Source organism: Pseudomonas sp. RT6P73 (assembly GCF_054897715.1).
On record NZ_JBUBUV010000002.1, the window covers coordinates 6,416,077 to 6,432,512 of the forward strand.

At 61.2% G+C, this 16,436-nt stretch carries 10 protein-coding genes; 1 reads left to right on the forward strand and 9 read right to left on the reverse strand.

Annotation, left to right across the window (positions count from 1 at the left end):
• Positions 1-56 precede the first annotated feature (56 nt).
• The 9 genes from yccS to betI all read right to left on the reverse strand — a co-directional run bounded on the left by yccS (position 57) and on the right by betI (position 14,033).
• Positions 57-2,240, reverse strand: coding sequence for a YccS family putative transporter (gene yccS / locus ACYZT6_RS29530; protein WP_462029693.1), 2,184 nt, complete (start codon positions 2,238-2,240; stop codon positions 57-59).
• A gap of 243 nt (positions 2,241-2,483) precedes the next feature.
• Positions 2,484-3,662 carry a BaiN/RdsA family NAD(P)/FAD-dependent oxidoreductase gene (locus tag ACYZT6_RS29535; protein ID WP_462029694.1) on the reverse strand — a complete coding sequence of 393 codons (1,179 nt, stop codon included), beginning with the start codon at positions 3,660-3,662 and terminating at the stop codon, positions 2,484-2,486.
• A gap of 145 nt (positions 3,663-3,807) precedes the next feature.
• Positions 3,808-5,193, reverse strand: a complete 1,386-nt coding sequence (gene dbpA / locus ACYZT6_RS29540; RefSeq protein ID WP_462029695.1) for an ATP-dependent RNA helicase DbpA — start codon at positions 5,191-5,193, stop codon at positions 3,808-3,810.
• 191 nt (positions 5,194-5,384) lie between these two features.
• Positions 5,385-6,812, reverse strand: a complete 1,428-nt coding sequence (gene mdtD / locus ACYZT6_RS29545) for a multidrug transporter subunit MdtD (protein ID WP_462029696.1) — start codon at positions 6,810-6,812, stop codon at positions 5,385-5,387.
• Between the two features lie 159 nt (positions 6,813-6,971).
• Entirely contained in the window at positions 6,972-8,309 is a 1,338-nt protein-coding gene (locus ACYZT6_RS29550; RefSeq protein ID WP_462029697.1) for a TldD/PmbA family protein, read from the reverse strand.
• Positions 8,309-9,751: a TldD/PmbA family protein gene (locus ACYZT6_RS29555; protein ID WP_462029698.1), complete on the reverse strand. Its 1,443-nt coding sequence runs from the start codon at positions 9,749-9,751 to the stop codon at positions 8,309-8,311. Before ACYZT6_RS29555 ends, ACYZT6_RS29550 begins: the two co-directional genes overlap by 1 nt.
• Positions 9,752-9,998: 247 nt before the next feature.
• Positions 9,999-11,702: a choline dehydrogenase gene (gene betA / locus ACYZT6_RS29560; RefSeq protein WP_462029699.1), complete on the reverse strand. Its 1,704-nt coding sequence runs from the start codon at positions 11,700-11,702 to the stop codon at positions 9,999-10,001.
• Positions 11,703-11,858: 156 nt separating this feature from the next.
• On the reverse strand, positions 11,859-13,331 hold the full coding sequence (gene betB / locus ACYZT6_RS29565; protein ID WP_462029700.1) for a betaine-aldehyde dehydrogenase: 1,473 nt from the start codon (positions 13,329-13,331) through the stop codon (positions 11,859-11,861).
• 108 nt (positions 13,332-13,439) lie between these two features.
• Positions 13,440-14,033: a transcriptional regulator BetI gene (gene betI / locus ACYZT6_RS29570; protein ID WP_462029701.1), complete on the reverse strand. Its 594-nt coding sequence runs from the start codon at positions 14,031-14,033 to the stop codon at positions 13,440-13,442.
• Positions 14,034-14,412: 379 nt separating this feature from the next.
• On the opposite strand from betI, the gene ACYZT6_RS29575 reads away from it, so the two are divergent.
• The gene (locus ACYZT6_RS29575) at positions 14,413-16,362 is read left to right on the forward strand and encodes a BCCT family transporter (RefSeq protein ID WP_462030031.1); all 1,950 of its coding nucleotides are present in this window, start codon (positions 14,413-14,415) and stop codon (positions 16,360-16,362) included.
• The last annotated feature ends 74 nt before the right edge of the window (positions 16,363-16,436 follow it).

Below are 16,436 nucleotides of genomic sequence, written 5' to 3' on the forward strand. Positions count from 1 at the left end.
AAGTCCTGTAGGAGCGAGGCTTGCCCGCGAAGAGGCCCGCCCAGCCACCACAGATCTCAGGCCTCGCGGGTGTCCTTGATGAGATGCGCCGCCAACGTCCGCAACGCCCCCAACTGCCGGCAGATCAACGCCAACTGCGTTTGCACCAACCGCTGCCCTTCATCGATTTCATCCGGCATCTGCTCCAGTTCATTGGCCAGCGCCTCTTCCGCATCGCTCTGAATCGCAATCGGCTGTTTGCTCGCCAGGCCTTGGGCTATTTCATCAATGCTGGCCGCCAGGCTCACGCCCGCGCCGTCGATCAAGTACTCGCGAACATCTGGCGGTAGTTGGGTTTCACGGTGCGCACCCAATCCCGAGAGGTAGCTGAGCAAGGTGTGCGACAGCACCAGGAAGCGAAACCCGACGTCCGCTTCCTTACGGAAATGCCCCGGCTCCATGAGCATGTTGGCCAGCGTCGTCGACAGTGCCGCGTCAGCGTTGTGCGCGTTGCGTCGGGCCAGGCGATAAGCCAGGTCATCGCTTTTGCCGGCGGCGTATTGCTGCATGATCTGGCGCAGGTAAATGCTGTTGCAGGTCAGGGTGTTCGCCAGCACTTTGTTCAGGCGTCGGCCCTGCCAGTCCGGCAGGAACAGGAACACCGCGAGGCCGGCGATCAGGCTGCCGAGCAAGGTATCGAACAGCCGCGGGAGGAACAGCCCATAACCATCCCCGACTTGATTGAAGCAAAACAGCACCATCAGGGTGATCGCGGCGGTAGCCAGTGTGTAACGGGTGGTGCGGTTGATAAAGAACACCACCCCGGCAGCGATCGCGAAGCACGACTGGACCAGCGGATTGGGGAACAGGTCGAACAGCGCCCAGGCCACCGTCAGGCCAATCGCGGTTCCGATGATCCGCTGCCCGAGTTTTCGCCGAGTGGCGCCGTAGTTCGGCTGGCAGACAAACAGCGTGGTGAGGATGATCCAGTAACCCTGCGACGGGTGAATCAAATGCACCATGCCGTAGCCGATGCTCAGCGCCAGGGGCAGACGCAGTGCATGACGGAACAGCAGCGACGTCGGCGTCAGCTGCGTGCGCAGGCGAATCCAAACATCCTTGAGGCTGCGCGGGGAGCGGTCGAGCAGGCTGCTGTCGGTGGCGTCGGCCAGAGCGTCGGGGTTGCTGGCATCGCTGAGCAAGCGGTCGAGGGTGCCGAGGTTGGCCGCCAGTGCGCGCAAGGAACGCAGCAAGCCACGCCAGGCCGGGTTGCTTTGGGTGCGCAGGTGTTCGATGGAGGCGTGCAGGTCGCTCAACGCTTCGGCGAAGCTGGCGTCATAGATGAACGGCTGACGCATCTGGATCGACTCGGCCAGCGCCCGGCAAGCCTTGCCTTGTTGACGCAGCAGGCGCTGACAGCGGAACAGCACGTCGCTGTGGAAGAACGCCTCGGCCAGCGCGTTGTAAGGGTAGTGCGAAGAGCTGGCGCGCTCGTGGATGTCTTGAGCGAGGAAGTACAGCTTGAGGTAACGACTGACTTTCGAGCCCGGCCGACCGTTGCCGACCCGGTGCAGGATGATTTCCTTGGCCGCGTTGAGCGCCGCCACCACTCGACCGTTTTGTTGGGCCAATTCCAGCCGGCGCGCTTCCACGTCCATCTGCCGGATCGGTTCGAACAGCGACGCTTTGAGTTTCAGGTAATAACCCAATTCACGAAACAACCGCGCCAGGCTCTGCTGCACCGGCTGGTTAGAAAACATCGCCTGCCACAGCACCGACAGCAAGCCGTACCAGGCTGCGCCGGCCACCAGCAGCACCGGTTCGTGCCAGAAGTCGGTGACCGCGCCGCCACGCTGGTCCACGCCGATCATGGTGTAGACCGACAGAATCAGCGTCGCCGAGGCAATCGCGCCATAGCGTTCACCCAATGCGCCGAGCATGGTCAGGCAGAAGGCGGCGAGGGCGAAGGCGATGATGAAAAAGACGGGATAAGGGAACAGCAGCTCGACCGATAGCGCGGCGACCAGAAAACACACCAGCGTCACGGCCAGCGCGTTGAGGCGGCCCTGCCAACTGTCGTCGGTCTCGGCCAGGGCGCTGGCAATGATGCCCAGGAACAACGGGATCAACAGCCCCATTTCATCCTGATACCAACAGACGGCCATGCTGCCGGTCAGGGCGATGAACACCCGCACGCTGTAGCTGAATTTATCCAGCGCCCAGAGACGGCGCAGAGACTGACGAAATGAGGTCGATGACATGAAGTGCGAAGGCCTTCCGAGGCAATGCCGCTAAATTGAGCCAGTAATGACGCCGACGCAATGGCGCCGATCACATCTGACAGCAAAATCTGTTCCTTGATTGTTCAGTGTTGTCTGTTCGGACGCCTTCGCGGGCAAGTCGGATCGCCGCACCGCTCGCTCCTACAGGTGATGTGCCAGTTTTCAAATGGTGCAAAACCTGTAGGAGCGAGGCTTGCCCGCGAAGAACGATGACGAGGTATATCAGACGAATTGCGCGGCGGCGTAGCCGGAGGCCCAGGCCCATTGGAAGTTGAAGCCGCCCAAGTGTCCGGTCACGTCGAGCACTTCGCCGATGAAATACAAGCCAGGGCTTTTCAGGGATTCCATGGTTTTGGACGACACCTCGTTGGTATCCACACCGCCCAAAGTTACTTCGGCCGTGCGATAACCTTCGGTGCCGGCAGGAACCACTTTCCAGCTCGCCAGTTTTTCGGCGATGTCGGCGATTTCCGCGTGGGTGTATTGCTTCATCGGTTTGGAGACGAACCAGTTGTCCGCCAACAGGTTGGCCATCTTCTTTGTGAAGATTTCCCCCAGCAGGGTTTTCAACTCGCTGTTCGGGCGTTCGGCTTGCTGCTGTTGCAGCCAGGTCGGCACATCGTGGTCCGGCATCAGGTTGATCTCAACCGTGTCGCCGGATTCCCAGAACGAGGAAATCTGCAAAATCGCCGGCCCGCTGAGGCCGCGATGGGTGAACAGGATGTTCTCGCGGAAACTCTGGTCGTTGCAGCTGACCAAGCAATCCACCGACGTACCGGACAGCTCGGTGCAAAGCTCCTTGAGCTGATCGGTGATGGTGAACGGCACCAGGCCGGCGCGGGTCGGCAGCAAGTCGTGGCCGAACTGCTTGGCCACTTGATAACCGAAACCGGTGGCGCCCAAGGTCGGGATAGACAGACCGCCCGTGGCGATCACCAGCGATTCGCAGGTGACCTGGCCCAGCGTAGTGTCCAGCAGATAACCGCTTTCGAGCTTCTCGATGGTCTGGATCGACGTGTCCAGGTGCAAGCTCACGCCGACCTGATCGCACTCATTGAGCAGCATCTCCAGGATGTCGCTGGACTTGTTATCGCAGAACAACTGGCCGAGTTTCTTCTCGTGGTACGGCACGCCGTGTTTGGCGACCATGCCGATGAAATCCCACTGGGTGTAGCGCGCCAGTGCGGATTTGCAAAAGTGCTCGTTCTGCGAGAGAAAATTGCCCGGTTCGGTGTACATGTTGGTGAAATTGCAGCGGCCACCGCCCGACATCAGGATTTTCTTGCCAGCCTTGTTCGCATGGTCGAGCAACATCACCTTGCGCCCACGCCCGGCGGCGGTCAGCGCACACATCAACCCTGCGGCGCCAGCGCCAATGATCACGACTTCGGTAGAGCGCAAAACGGTGTCCTCACACAAGAGCTGATCTGGAATGCAATCAAATGTGGGAGCTGGCCTGCCGGCGATGGCATCGACTCGGTTTACCAGTCAGACCGAGTCGATGCCATCGCTGGCAGGCCAGCTCCCACAGGGGGTGGTGGTGTTCTTACAGGATACGAACGCGCAGCGAACGGCCCTTGATCTTGCCGTCGTTCAGGCGCTGCAAGGCTTGCTTGGCGATTCCGCGTTCAACAGCCACATACGCCTGGAAGTCGAAGATCGCAATCTTGCCGACCTGAGCGCCCGGAATACCGGCATCGCCTGTCAGTGCGCCGAGAATGTCACCCGGACGCACCTTGTCTTTACGGCCTGCGCCGATGACCAGCGTGCTCATCACCGGCAGCAGCGGTGCGCCGCCCTGGGAGGTGAGGTTGTCGATTTGATCCCAGCTCAACGGCGACTGCTGCAGCTTCTCGATGGCCTGGGCGCGGTGCGCTTCGGACGGGGCGACGAGGCTGATCGCGATGCCTTTCTCGCCGGCGCGGCCAGTTCGGCCAACACGGTGGATGTGGATTTCCGAGTCACGGGCCAGTTCGACGTTGATCACCATGTCTAGCGCATCGATATCGAGACCGCGAGCGGCGACGTCGGTGGCGACCAGTACCGAAGTACTGCGGTTGGAGAACATCGCCAACACCTGGTCGCGGTCACGCTGTTCCAGATCGCCGTGCAGGCCGACGGCGGAGATGCCTTTGGAGGTCAGGTGATCAACGGTTTCCTGGACCTGCTGCTTGGTGAAGCAGAAGGCGACGGTGGACGCCGGGCGGAAGTGGCCGAGGACCTTGGTCACGGCGCTCATGCGTTCTTCCGGGGAAATTTCGTAGAAACGCTGCTCGATCTGCGTGTCGTCATGGAACGCCTCGGCCTTCACAATCTGAGGGTTGCGCATGAACTTCGCGGCCAACTGCTTGATGCCCGTCGGGTACGTGGCGGAGAACAGCAGGGTCTGGCGACGCTCCGGGCACTGGGCGATGATTTCTTCGATGGAATCGTAGAAACCCATGTCGAGCATGCGGTCGGCTTCGTCGAGGATCAGCGTGTTCAGGCCATGGAGCACCAGCGAACCTTTGCGCAAATGTTGCTGCAGGCGGCCCGGGGTGCCGACGATGATGTGCGCGCCGTGTTCCAGCGAGCCGATCTGTGGGCCGAAGGACACGCCGCCGCACAGGGTCAGGATCTTGATGTTGTCTTCGGCGCGAGCCAGGCGACGGAGTTCCTTGGCGACCTGGTCAGCCAACTCGCGAGTCGGGCAAATGACCAGCGCCTGGCAACCGAAGAAGCGCGGATTGATCGGGTTCAACAGGCCGATACCGAAGGCGGCGGTCTTGCCGCTGCCGGTCTTGGCCTGGGCGATCAGGTCCATCCCCTTGAGGATCACCGGCAAGCTTTGCGCCTGGATCGGCGTCATCTGGGCATAACCGAGGGAGTCGAGGTTAGCCAGCATGGCGGCGGACAGCGGCAAAGTATTAAAAGCGGTGGCGATGGTGGTCACGGGACTGGCCTGCAAAACAAAATGTCGCGCAGTGTATCAGTCCCGCGCTCCCCACCTGCAACTTCTGGACGAGTAACCCTGTAGCAGCTGCCGAGGCACGAGGCTGCGTCGGGCTGCGAAGCGGCCCCCGAGGACCCCGGGCGGTCCTGCGGACACGCAACGCAGCCTCGTACCTCGGCAGCTGCTACAAGTCAGTGCTCTATATCGTGCTCGCGGCTGACCGTCCGTCGGCCATCCTTCGGTGAAAGCTGCGAGAAGATCGTTGCGGCCAGCATCGCCATGATTCCGACCGTCACAAACGTCAGCTGGAACGCGCCTAGAACCGTGTCCACACCGTCGTTGCCGATCTCTGCGGTAAAGCCGCCGAGCAAGGCGCCGGCGCAGGCAACGCCGAGGCTCAGGGACAATTGCGCGACCACCGACAGCAGGCTGTTGCCGCTGCTGGCGCTGGCGTCGTCAAGGTCGATCAGGGTCACGGTGTTCATTGCGGTGAACTGCAAGGAGTTGATCGCGCCGAGAATCGCCAGCATACCCAGCAGCAGCCAGTACGGCGTCTGTTCGCTGACCAGGCCCATGCTCGCCAGCATGAGTCCCAGCGCCAAGGTGTTACCGGTAAGCACGATGCGATAGCCCAGGCGCTCGATTAGCGGCCGCGCCACCGACTTGGCGACCATCGCCGCAGCCGCCAGCGGCAACATGCTCATCCCGGCCTGGGACGGCGAGTAACCCAGCGCCACTTGCAGCAGCAACGGCACGAGGAACGGCAAGGCGCCGCTGCCCAAACGGGCGAACAGGTTGCCTAGGATGCCCACGGCAAACGTTCGGGTCTTGAACAGCGAAGGCGCGAACAGCGGATTATCGATGTGCCCGGCCCGCAACCAATACGCCGCCAGACACGCCATGCCACCGAACAGCAGCAACATCACGCGCAAGTGCGGCAGGTGCAATTCGCCGAGGCCTTCCATGGCGATGGTGATCAGCACCATCGCCGCGCCAAACAGCAAAAAGCCGAGGCTGTCGAAACGCGTGCGTTCGCTGCCACGCAGGTCGGGGATGAACTTCCACACCGCGTAACAACCGATAGCGCCCACCGGCAGGTTGATCAGGAAGATCCAGTGCCAGGTCAGGTATTCGACCATCCAGCCGCCCATGGTCGGGCCGATCAACGGGCCGAGCAGGCCGGGAATGGTGATGAACCCCATGATCCGCACCAGTTCCGAGCGCGGGTAGGCGCGCAGCACCACCAATCGCCCGACCGGCAACATCAGCGCGCCGCCCAGGCCTTGGATCACCCGAGCACCGATCAACATGCTCAGGGTGCTCGACAAGGCGCAGAGCAACGAGCCGAGGCTGAACAGCAGGATCGCGCCGAAGAAGATTTTCTTGGTGCCGAAACGGTCGGCGATCCAGCCGGAGGCGGGGATCAGCAAGGCGACGGTGAGCATGTAGGCGATGATCACGCCCTGCATGCGCAGCGGATCTTCGGCGAGGTCACGGGCCATGGCGGGCAGGGCGGTGTTGAGGATGGTCCCGTCGAGGGATTGCATGAAGAAAGCGATGGCGACGACCCACGGCACCCAGCGGGCGGTGACAGCGTCGAGAGGCAGGCGGTTGGGCATGGGACCTCTTGGCAGTGTGAAGTGACACGAACTGCAGAACGATGAAACCCTGTAGCAGCTGCCGAGGCACGAGGCTGCGTTGGGCTACGAAGTAGCCCCCGAGGGCGGTCCTGCGGACACGCAACGCAGCCTCGTGCCTCGGCAGCTGCTACAGGGTGTTTACAGCGTTAAAGTGAGTCGGCTGACCAGCGCCCCCGGCAACAACGCCGACGCTGTGGCCCGCTGGCTGTACGTGCTGGCCGACAACATCAGCTCGCGCTCCTCGGTCAACGCTTCCAGCTGCGAACCCAGCAAGCTGTAGGCACTGTCATCAAACCGCATGGTACTCACCGGCGCCTGAATCTCGCCGTTCTCGACCCAGAAGGTCGCGAACCGGGTCATGCCGGTCAGGCGCGCCGCCGGTTGGTCCGAGTAGTTCAGGTACCACAAGTTGCTGATGTACAAACCGGTGCCCAGTTGCTTGAGAATCTCTGCGTCAGGCAACGTACCGGCTGCCATGTTCACTGCACTCGGCATTTCACCGCCGCTGGCGCCGTTGGCGGTCAGGCCGTACTCGGCGGCACTGCGTGAGCTGACCATCTGCGCGCCCGCCTTGCCTTCGACGATCAAGCCAAGATCGCTGCGCGGATAACCTTCGCCGGAAAACGCCGGGCTCAACGAGCCGCTGACTTTTTCATCGACCGACACCAGCGAGCTGAACGAACTGTCGCCCGCATACAGCTTCTGCAGCGGACTGTTTTTGCTGGCAATCGACTGCGCCGAGAAACCGCCCCAGCCGAGCATGTCCATGATTTCTCCCAGGGCTGCCGGCGCGAGGTAGGCGCGGTACTGACCCGGCGCCAGGGTGCGTTGCGGTCTGCCCAGGAATGCTAACTGTTCACGCGCCTGCGCAAAGCGTTTGGCAAATCCTTCGCTGTTCCAGTCGTGCCCGGCGTAGCTGGCCTTCACCGCTTGGCCATTGTCGTGGAACAGGCTGAAATCGAAATTGAAGCTGTTAGCCTGATGCCAGCCGAACGCGCCCGAGGAACTGGCGAAACCACGGCTGATCGGCCCGGCGGCATAGAAACCCACCAGATCCAGCCCTTCGGCCGCCTGGGTGATTTCGGCCACCACCTGCTCGGTGTCCGGCAGCGGATGATCCTGCACGTTCTTGCTCTGCCAGCCATTGTGGTTGAGCAGCAGGTACGGATCCTGCGGTAGCAGCGGCAAGGTTTCGCGCAGCTGTTGCAGACCTTCGGCCAGCCGCTGAACGTCGACTTGCGCATCACCGGAAAGGGTAATGTTCAGGTCGGCATGCCGACCGTCGTTGATCAGTTTGAAACCGACGCTCGCTTGCTGCACCTGACCGGCCTGTCGCACCTTGGCGTGGTTGAAACGCACGAAAGCCGAGGACTCAGCGGCGTAGCTGAGGGTGAACTGTTCCGGCTCGCGAATCGCATCGCGCAGCCAGTTGACCAAAGCCTTGAACGACTCGGCCTGATTGTTTGAAGTACTCATCAGGCGTCTCCCCCAAATACATCCACGTTGCTGAACACGCAGGCCGGCGAGGCGTGGCCGACGCGGATCACCTGATTCGGTTCGCCCTTGCCGCAGTTCGGCGTGCCCAGGACCTTGGAGGTGCTGGCGTCGCCGACGGCGCTGAGGCTCTTCCAGAAATGCGCGGAAATCGCCCGGTAGTTCGGGTTTTTCACCACACCTTTGAGCTCGCCGTTTTCGATCAACTGCGCCCATTCGCAACCGAACTGGAATTTGTTGCGGGCATCGTCGATGGACCACGAGCGGTTGGTGCTCATCAGGATGCCGTTTTCGATGTCGCCGATCAGTTGTTCCAGCGGCTGATCGCCCGGCTCGATGTTCAAGTTGGCCATGCGGTCGATCGGCGGACGATTCCAGCCACAGGCGCGGCTGTTGGCGACGCCGTCCATGCCGGCTCGGAATTGCGACAGCGCGCCGCCCAATGGACGCAGCAGCAGGCCTTCTTTAATCAGAAATTGCTTGCTTGCGGCGCTGCCGTCGTCGTCATGGCCGTAGCTGGCGAGCTGCTCGGGAATATCGGGATCGAAGGTCACGTTCAGCAGTTTCGAGCCGTATTGCAGGCTGCCGAAGTCTTCTGCCTTGACGAAACTGGTGCCGGCGTAATTGCGTTCATCACCGAGGATGCGGTCCAGTTCCAGCGGGTGACCGATGGATTCGTGGATCTGCAGCATCATCTGGTCGGGCATCAGCAGCAGGTCGCGCGGACCTTGTGGGGTGTTGGGTGCCAACAGCAATTGCAGCGCTTGATCGGCGATTTTCGGGCCGGCACCCACCAGGCCGCAGCGACTGATCACATCAAAGCCACCCTGCTGGCCGAAGTTCTCGCGGCCGAGGGTGCGGGTCTGGCTGTCGCTGCCGTCATAGGCGGTGACTTCCAGACTTGGGTAGACAAAACGCTGGGCCTGGCGCAGTTCCGCGCCGGCACTGTTGAGGTAGATCTGCTCGACGTTAGTGATGCCGATGCTCACCTGCCAGTTCACCAGGCGCTCGTCCTTGGGCACGGACGCGGATTCGGCGCCGAGCAGTTGATAGCAATCGCTCAGGGACGGGAAGGGCTGGTCGAAGTTCGGCGAGAAGTAATCGGCGCGGTCGCTGGAGACGGCTTGCTCGCTCAGATCGAGCAATGCGTGGGGCTTGAGTCGGCGAGCTTGTTGCTCGGCGCGCTCAAGGGCCGCTTGCAGGCCTTGTTGCGACAGGTCGTTGGTCGCGGCGTAGGCTTCGACGCCGTTGACGCGCACGGTCAGCATCGCGCCTTCGTCACGGCTCAGGCTGGGAGGTTCGGCGACATTCTTGCGCACCGACAGGTACTGGCCGGACTCGCGCACATAACGCAGCGAAAAGAATTCAGCGCCCGTGCTCAAGGCAGCGAAGCGCTGCTTGAGCTGGGGGTGGAAATCGAACATTCGGGAACCTCCTTGGTATGGAGTGGCGGTGTAGCGGTGTTGCGAAGGGGGGTGAAACGTTTGCGTGGCGCTAGATTAGGCCTGGGCGGGGGGTAGGATCAAGCTTGGATCGGTGTAGGAAAGGATTACTTCGGGAGGTGTGGTGCTTGGTCGGGTGTCTTCGCGGGCAAGCCTCGCTCCTACAAGGAATTGCGTTCTCCTGTAGGAGCGAGGCTTGCCCGCGAAGGGCGCGCCTCGGTGTTACGACTTACTGAGCGGTGAGGCTCACATCCCGCATCGGCTTGCCACGCACCGGCGCATCGCCGGCCACGAAGTAATCAGCCGTGCTACGCGGCAACGGCTGCCGACCACGGATCTTGTCGGCGATTTTCTCGGCGATCATGATCGTTGGCGCGTTCAGGTTGCCGGTGGTGATGATCGGCATGATCGAGGCATCGACCACACGCAGACTCTGCATGCCATGCACACGACCTTCGCCATCGACCACGGCCATTTCGTCGGTGCCCATCTTGCACGAGCAAGACGGGTGGAACGCGGTTTCGGCGTGTTCGCGGATGAACTTGTCCAGCTGCTCATCGGTTTGCACGTCGATGCCCGGGCTGATTTCGCGGCCACGGTACTGGTCCAGAGCCGGCTGTTGCATGATTTCACGGGTCAGGCGGATGCCGTCGCGGAACTCCTGCCAGTCCTGCTCGGTGGCCATGTAGTTGAACAGGATGCTCGGGTACTCGCGCGGATCCTTGGACTTGGCCTGGATGCGACCACGGCTCGGCGAACGCATGGAACCCATGTGCGCCTGGAAGCCGTGCTCTTTCACGCCGTTGCTGCCGTTGTAGTTAATTGCGACCGGCAGGAAGTGGTACTGGATGTTCGGCCAATCGAATTCTTCGCGGGTACGGATAAAACCGCCGGCTTCGAACTGGTTGCTGGCGCCGATGCCGGTGCCGTTGAACAGCCACTCGGCACCGATGGCTGGCTGGTTGTACCAGAGCAGCGACGGGTACAACGAGACCGGTTGCGTGCAGGCGTATTGCAGGTACAACTCGAGGTGATCCTGCAGGTTTTCGCCGACGCCTGGCAGGTCATGGACCACCGGGATGTCGAGTTTGTTCAGCAGTTCGGCCGGGCCGACACCGGAGCGTTGCAGAATCTGCGGCGACGCGATGGCGCCGGAGCACAGCAGCACTTCTTTGCGGGCGCGGGCTTCAACACGCTCTTCGGCCGCGCCAATCAAGTAACGCACACCGACTGCACGCTTGCCTTCGAACAGGATCTTGTCGGTCAGGGCGTGAGTGACGATGGTCAGGGTCGAACGCTTCTTGGCCGTGTCCAGGTAGCCGCGAGCGGTGCTGGCGCGACGGCCGTTCGGCGTCACGGTACGGTCCATCGGGCCGAAGCCTTCTTGCTGGTAACCGTTCAAGTCTTCGGTGCGCGGGTAACCGGCTTGCACGCCTGCTTCAACCATCGCGTGGAACAGCGGGTTGTTGCCCGCTTTCGGGGTGGTCACGCTGACCGGACCGTCACCACCGTGGTAGTCGTTCGCGCCGATGTCGCGGGTTTCGGCCTTGCGGAAATACGGCAGGCAGTTCAGGTAATCCCAGTCTTCAAGACCTGGCAGTTTGGCCCAGTTGTCGTAGTCCATGGCGTTGCCGCGGATGTAGCACATGCCGTTGATCAGCGAAGAACCGCCCAGGCCCTTGCCGCGACCGCATTCCATCCGGCGACCGTCCATGTGTGGCTCTGGATCGGTTTCGTAGGCCCAGTTGTAGCGACGACCTTGCAGCGGGAACGCCAGGGCGGCCGGCATTTGCGTGCGGAAGTCCAGACGGTAGTCCGGACCGCCTGCTTCGAGCAGCAGGACGGTGACGCCTTCGTCTTCAGTCAGACGGGTCGCCAGGGTGTTACCGGCCGAGCCGGCACCGATGATGATGTAATCGAATTCTTGGGACATTGAATGCACCCTCTTTGAAGTTGGTTCAGGTCGCCTGTAGCAGCTGCCGAGGCACGAGGCTGCGTTGGGTTGCGCAGCGACCCCCCAAGGGCGGTCCTGCGGACGCGCAACGCAGCCTCGTGCCTCGACAGCTGCTACAGGTTGTGCGGGCGTTCCTTAGAACACCGAGGCGTAATCGCCCAGTTCGACCTGTACCGATTTGATGCGTGTGAAGTTGTTCAGCGAGCTGATGCCGTTCTCACGACCCACGCCCGACTGCTTGTAGCCGCCGACCGGCATCTTGGCGTCGGATTCGCCCCAGGCGTTGATCCAGCAGATACCGGCTTCCAGCTGATGAATCACGCGGTGAGCGCGGTTCAGGTCCTTGGTGACGATACCGGCGGCCAGGCCGAAGTCGGTGTCGTTGGCACGACGGATCACTTCTTCTTCGGTGTCGAAAGTCAGGATCGCCATCACCGGGCCGAAGATTTCTTCGCGAACGATGGTCATCTCGTCGGTGCAGTCAGTGAACACGGTCGGTGCCACGAATGCGCCTTTGGCAAATTCGCCTTCGGTCAGACGGCTGCCGCCGCACAGTACGCGAGCGCCTTCTTCCTTACCTTTGGCGATGTAACCCAGCACGCTTTCCATGTGGGCGAAGCTGACCAGTGGGCCGAAGTTGGTGTTCTCGTCTTCCGGGTTGCCGATGCGGATGCGTGCAACGCGCTCAGCGATCTTGGCTTCGAAAGCCGCTTTCAGGTGAGTCGGTACGAACACGCGAGTGCCGTTGGTGCAGACCTGACCAGAGCTGTAGAAGTTGGCCATCATCGCGGTGTCGGCGGCGCGATCGAGGTCGGCGTCGTCGAAAATGATCAGCGGTGATTTGCCGCCCAGTTCCATGGTCACGTCTTTCAGCGACGAAGCGGAAGCGCTGGCCATGACCTTCTTGCCGGTGTCCGTGCCGCCGGTGAAGGAGATTTTCTCGATGCGCGGGTGCTCGGTCAGCCAGGTGCCGACTTCACGGCCGCTGCCGGTCAGGACGTTGAACACGCCGGCAGGCAGGCCTGCTTCAGTGTAGATCTCGGCCAGTTTCAGCGTGGTCAGGGAAGTGACTTCGCTTGGCTTGAAGATCATCGCGTTACCGGCTGCCAGGGCAGGGGCGGATTTCCACAGGGCGATCTGGATCGGGTAGTTCCATGCGCCGATACCGGCCACGACGCCCAGCGGTTCGCGACGGGTGTAAACGAACGAAGTAGTGCGCAGCGGGATTTGCTCGCCTTCGATGGCGGGCACCAGGCCTGCGTAGTATTCCAGCACGTCAGCACCGGTAACGATGTCGACATACTTGGTTTCGGAGAACGACTTGCCGGTGTCCAGGGTTTCCAAAGCGGCCAGTTCATCGTTGCGCTCGCGCAGGATGTCCACGGCACGACGCAGGATGCGCGAACGCTCCATGGCAGTCATCGCGGCCCAGATTTTCTGGCCTTTTTCGGCACTGACAACGGCGCGCTCAACGTCTTCTTTGGTCGCACGTTGTACTTTTGCGAGGACTTCACCGTTAGCCGGGTTGATGGCTTCGAAAGTGGCGTCGCTGCTGGCGTCGGAGTAGCCGCCATCGATGTAGAGTTTTTGCAGTTCGAAACGGGCCATAAAGTCCTCGCAAGTGCATAAGTGGTTGGCGTTGACCACTGGGCGTGCCTTATAGCTTTGGGCAACGCTGATCAGTGGCGGTTCAGGGGTTGAGCGGTTATGTGTGCTCTAACTCACCTGCTTTGCCAGTTGAAAATCCATGTATTCGTAAGCGATCTGGTGCGCTTGCTCAGTGTCGAAAGCATCTCCCGACAGCGCGCCGCGCAACCACAAACCGTCAATGAGGGCTGCCAGGCCCCGGGCTGCACTGCGCGCGTCATCGAGCGGCAATACGCGGCGGAACTGGCAGCACAGGTTGGAATACAGGCGGTGATCGTTGATCCGCTGCAACCTGTGCAATGACGGGTGGTGCATGCTGGTGGCCCAGAAGGCCAGCCAGGTTTTCATTGCCGGGCCATTGACCTGGCTGGCGTCGAAGTTGCCTTCGATGATCACCTGCAGATGCGCCCGTGGGCTGTCATCCAGCAGCGCCTGACGGCGCGCGGTGACGTTCTCGCTGAGGACACTCATCAGGTACTGCGCCGTGGCGGCGATCAGGCCGTTCTTGTCCTGAAAATAGTGACTGATGATGCCATTCGAGACACCGGCCAAACGGGCGATCAGCGCAATGCTGGCGTCCCCCATTCCGACCTGATCGACGGCCTGCAATGTGGCTTCGATCAATTGCTGGCGGCGGATGGGTTGCATACCGACCTTGGGCATCTTGCACATCTCCTTAGGCCTTCCGATGGGCGTCAAACGTCTATCGGATTGAGGGCCAGTCTATTTTGTTTTGATTGAACGTTCAATCAACAAAGAATAAGATCTGCGACAAATCGTCGCTGCCTACAGGTTTTTCCTACGTGTAGTGGGCGGAAAAACGACATCCGAAATCGCTCGAAACCCACGCGCAATGGCGCTCCCGGGCTTCGGGCTTTTTTCGGGGTGTCTTTATATCACCCGTCGGTCGGCTGCCAACTAACCGATTAGTCGGGTACCGCGTTGCCTTGTGTTCTTCTCTCGCACTGCCTGGAGCATCTGTGCCATGAGTTCTGCCTCTCTAATAAAGACCCCACCCGAGAAGGTGACGGTCAACGGTTGGGTGTTCTACACCTCTACCGCGTTGATTCTGTTGTTGACCGCCATTCTGATCATCGCCCCGCAAGAGGCCGGCAGATTGCTCGGCATCGCCCAGGCCTGGTTGTCCCGCAGCTTCGGCTGGTACTACATGGTGGTGATTGCCGCCTATCCGGTATTCGTCGTTGGCCTGGCGTTTTCGTCCTACGGCAAACTCAAGCTGGGCAGCAAGGACGACACGCCGGACTTCAGCTACGGCGCCTGGGCGGGGATGCTGTTCTCGTCGGGTATCGGCATCTCGCTGTTGTACTTCGGTGCCTCCGAGCCGCTGGACCACTACTTCAATCCGCCGGAAGGCGTGGCCGGCAGCAACCTCGCTGCACGTCAGGCGGTACAGCTGACGTTCCTGCACTGGGGCCTGCATGGCTGGGCGATCTACGCCTTGGTCGGCCTGGCCGTGGCTTACTTTGCTTACCGTCATAACCAGCCGCTGGCGTTGCGTTCGGCGCTGTATCCGCTGGTCGGCGAGCGTTGGGTCAAAGGCGCGGCCGGTCACGCGGTGGACGGCTTCGGCATGTTCGTGACCCTGCTGGGTCTGGTGACGAACCTGGGGATTGGTTCGCTGCAAGTGTCGTCGGGCCTTGAAAACCTGTTTGGCATGGAACACAGCAACACCAATCTGCTGATCGTTATCATCGTGATGAGCACCGTAGCGACCATCGCTGCCGTGTCCGGCGTGGAAAACGGCATCCGCCGTCTGTCCAACCTGAACATCGTGCTGTTCAGCGGTCTGCTGATTTTTGTGCTGCTGTTCGGCCCGACCCTGCACCTGCTCAACGGCTTCGTGCAGAACATCGGCGACTACCTGAACGGCATCGTGCTGAAAACCTTCGACCTGTATGTGTACGAAGGCAGCGGCGAGAAGTCTGAGCGCTGGATGGGCCTCTGGACCCTGTTCTATTGGGCCTGGTGGATTTCCTGGGCCCCATTCGTAGGCATGTTCATCGCGCGTATTTCCCGTGGTCGCACCGTGCGTGAACTGGTGGCCGGCGTGCTGCTGATTCCGCTGGGTTTCACCCTGGCATGGCTGTCGATCTTCGGTAACTCGGCCCTGGACCTGGTGATGAACCATGGGGCGGTGGAGCTCGGGAAGACGGCGCTCGAACAGCCGTCGATGGCGATCTACCAACTGCTTGAGCACTACCCGGCGTCGAAAATTGTGATCGGCGTGTCGATCTTTGTCGGTTTCGTGCTGTTCCTGACCCCGGCGGATTCCGGCGCGGTGATGATGGCCAACCTTTCGTGCAAGGGCGGTAACGTCGACGAAGACGCTCCGCACTGGCTGCGGATCTTCTGGTCGGCGGTGATCACGCTGGTGACCATCGGCCTGCTGTTCGCCGGTAACTTCGAAGCCATGCAAACCATGGTGGTGCTGGCCGGTCTGCCGTTCTCGGTGGTGCTGGTGTTCTTCATGTTCGGCTTGCACAAGGCCATGCGCCAGGACGTGCAGATCGAACAAGAGCAAGCGGAGCTCGCCGCGCGCGGTCGTCGTGGTTTCAGCGAGCGTTTGACGCAGTTGGACCTGCAACCGAACCAGTCGATCGTTCAGCGTTTCATGGACAAGCAAGTCAGCCCGGCGCTGGAAGAGGCAGCGGTGCAACTGCGTGGTCAAGGCCTGGAAGTGCAAACGTTGCTGGGTAAATCCAAGCGTTGCATGGGCGTGCGCATCGAGATGGAAGAGGGCAACCCTTTTGTCTACGAAGTGAGCCTGGATGGCTATCTGGCGGCGGCGAGCGACACGGTCTCGGCTGAAAGCGCTGATGAGCCGCGGGCGCGCTACTACCGCGCCGAAGTGTACCTGCACAACGGCAGCCAGGATTATGACTTGATGGGCTTCACTCAGGATCAGATCACCCGTGACGTGCTCGATCAGTTTGAAAGCCATCGGCAGCTCCTTGGCCGGGTTTATAGCTAAGTAATCAAGGACGCGTTGTTTCGGTCTGAAGCACCGCGTCGGCTTCATCGCCAGCAGGCTGGCTCCCACAAGAG

Coding starts and splice junctions, on each gene's coding strand:
- yccS (WP_462029693.1), bottom strand. CDS start 2,240: ATGTCATCGACCTCATTTCGTCAGTCTCTGCGCCGTCTCTGGGCGCTG.
- mdtD (WP_462029696.1), bottom strand. CDS start 6,812: ATGCCCAACCGCCTGCCTCTCGACGCTGTCACCGCCCGCTGGGTGCCG.
- ACYZT6_RS29550 (WP_462029697.1), bottom strand. CDS start 8,309: ATGAGTACTTCAAACAATCAGGCCGAGTCGTTCAAGGCTTTGGTCAAC.
- ACYZT6_RS29555 (WP_462029698.1), bottom strand. CDS start 9,751: ATGTTCGATTTCCACCCCCAGCTCAAGCAGCGCTTCGCTGCCTTGAGC.
- betA (WP_462029699.1), bottom strand. CDS start 11,702: ATGTCCCAAGAATTCGATTACATCATCATCGGTGCCGGCTCGGCCGGT.
- betB (WP_462029700.1), bottom strand. CDS start 13,331: ATGGCCCGTTTCGAACTGCAAAAACTCTACATCGATGGCGGCTACTCC.
- betI (WP_462029701.1), bottom strand. CDS start 14,033: ATGCCCAAGGTCGGTATGCAACCCATCCGCCGCCAGCAATTGATCGAA.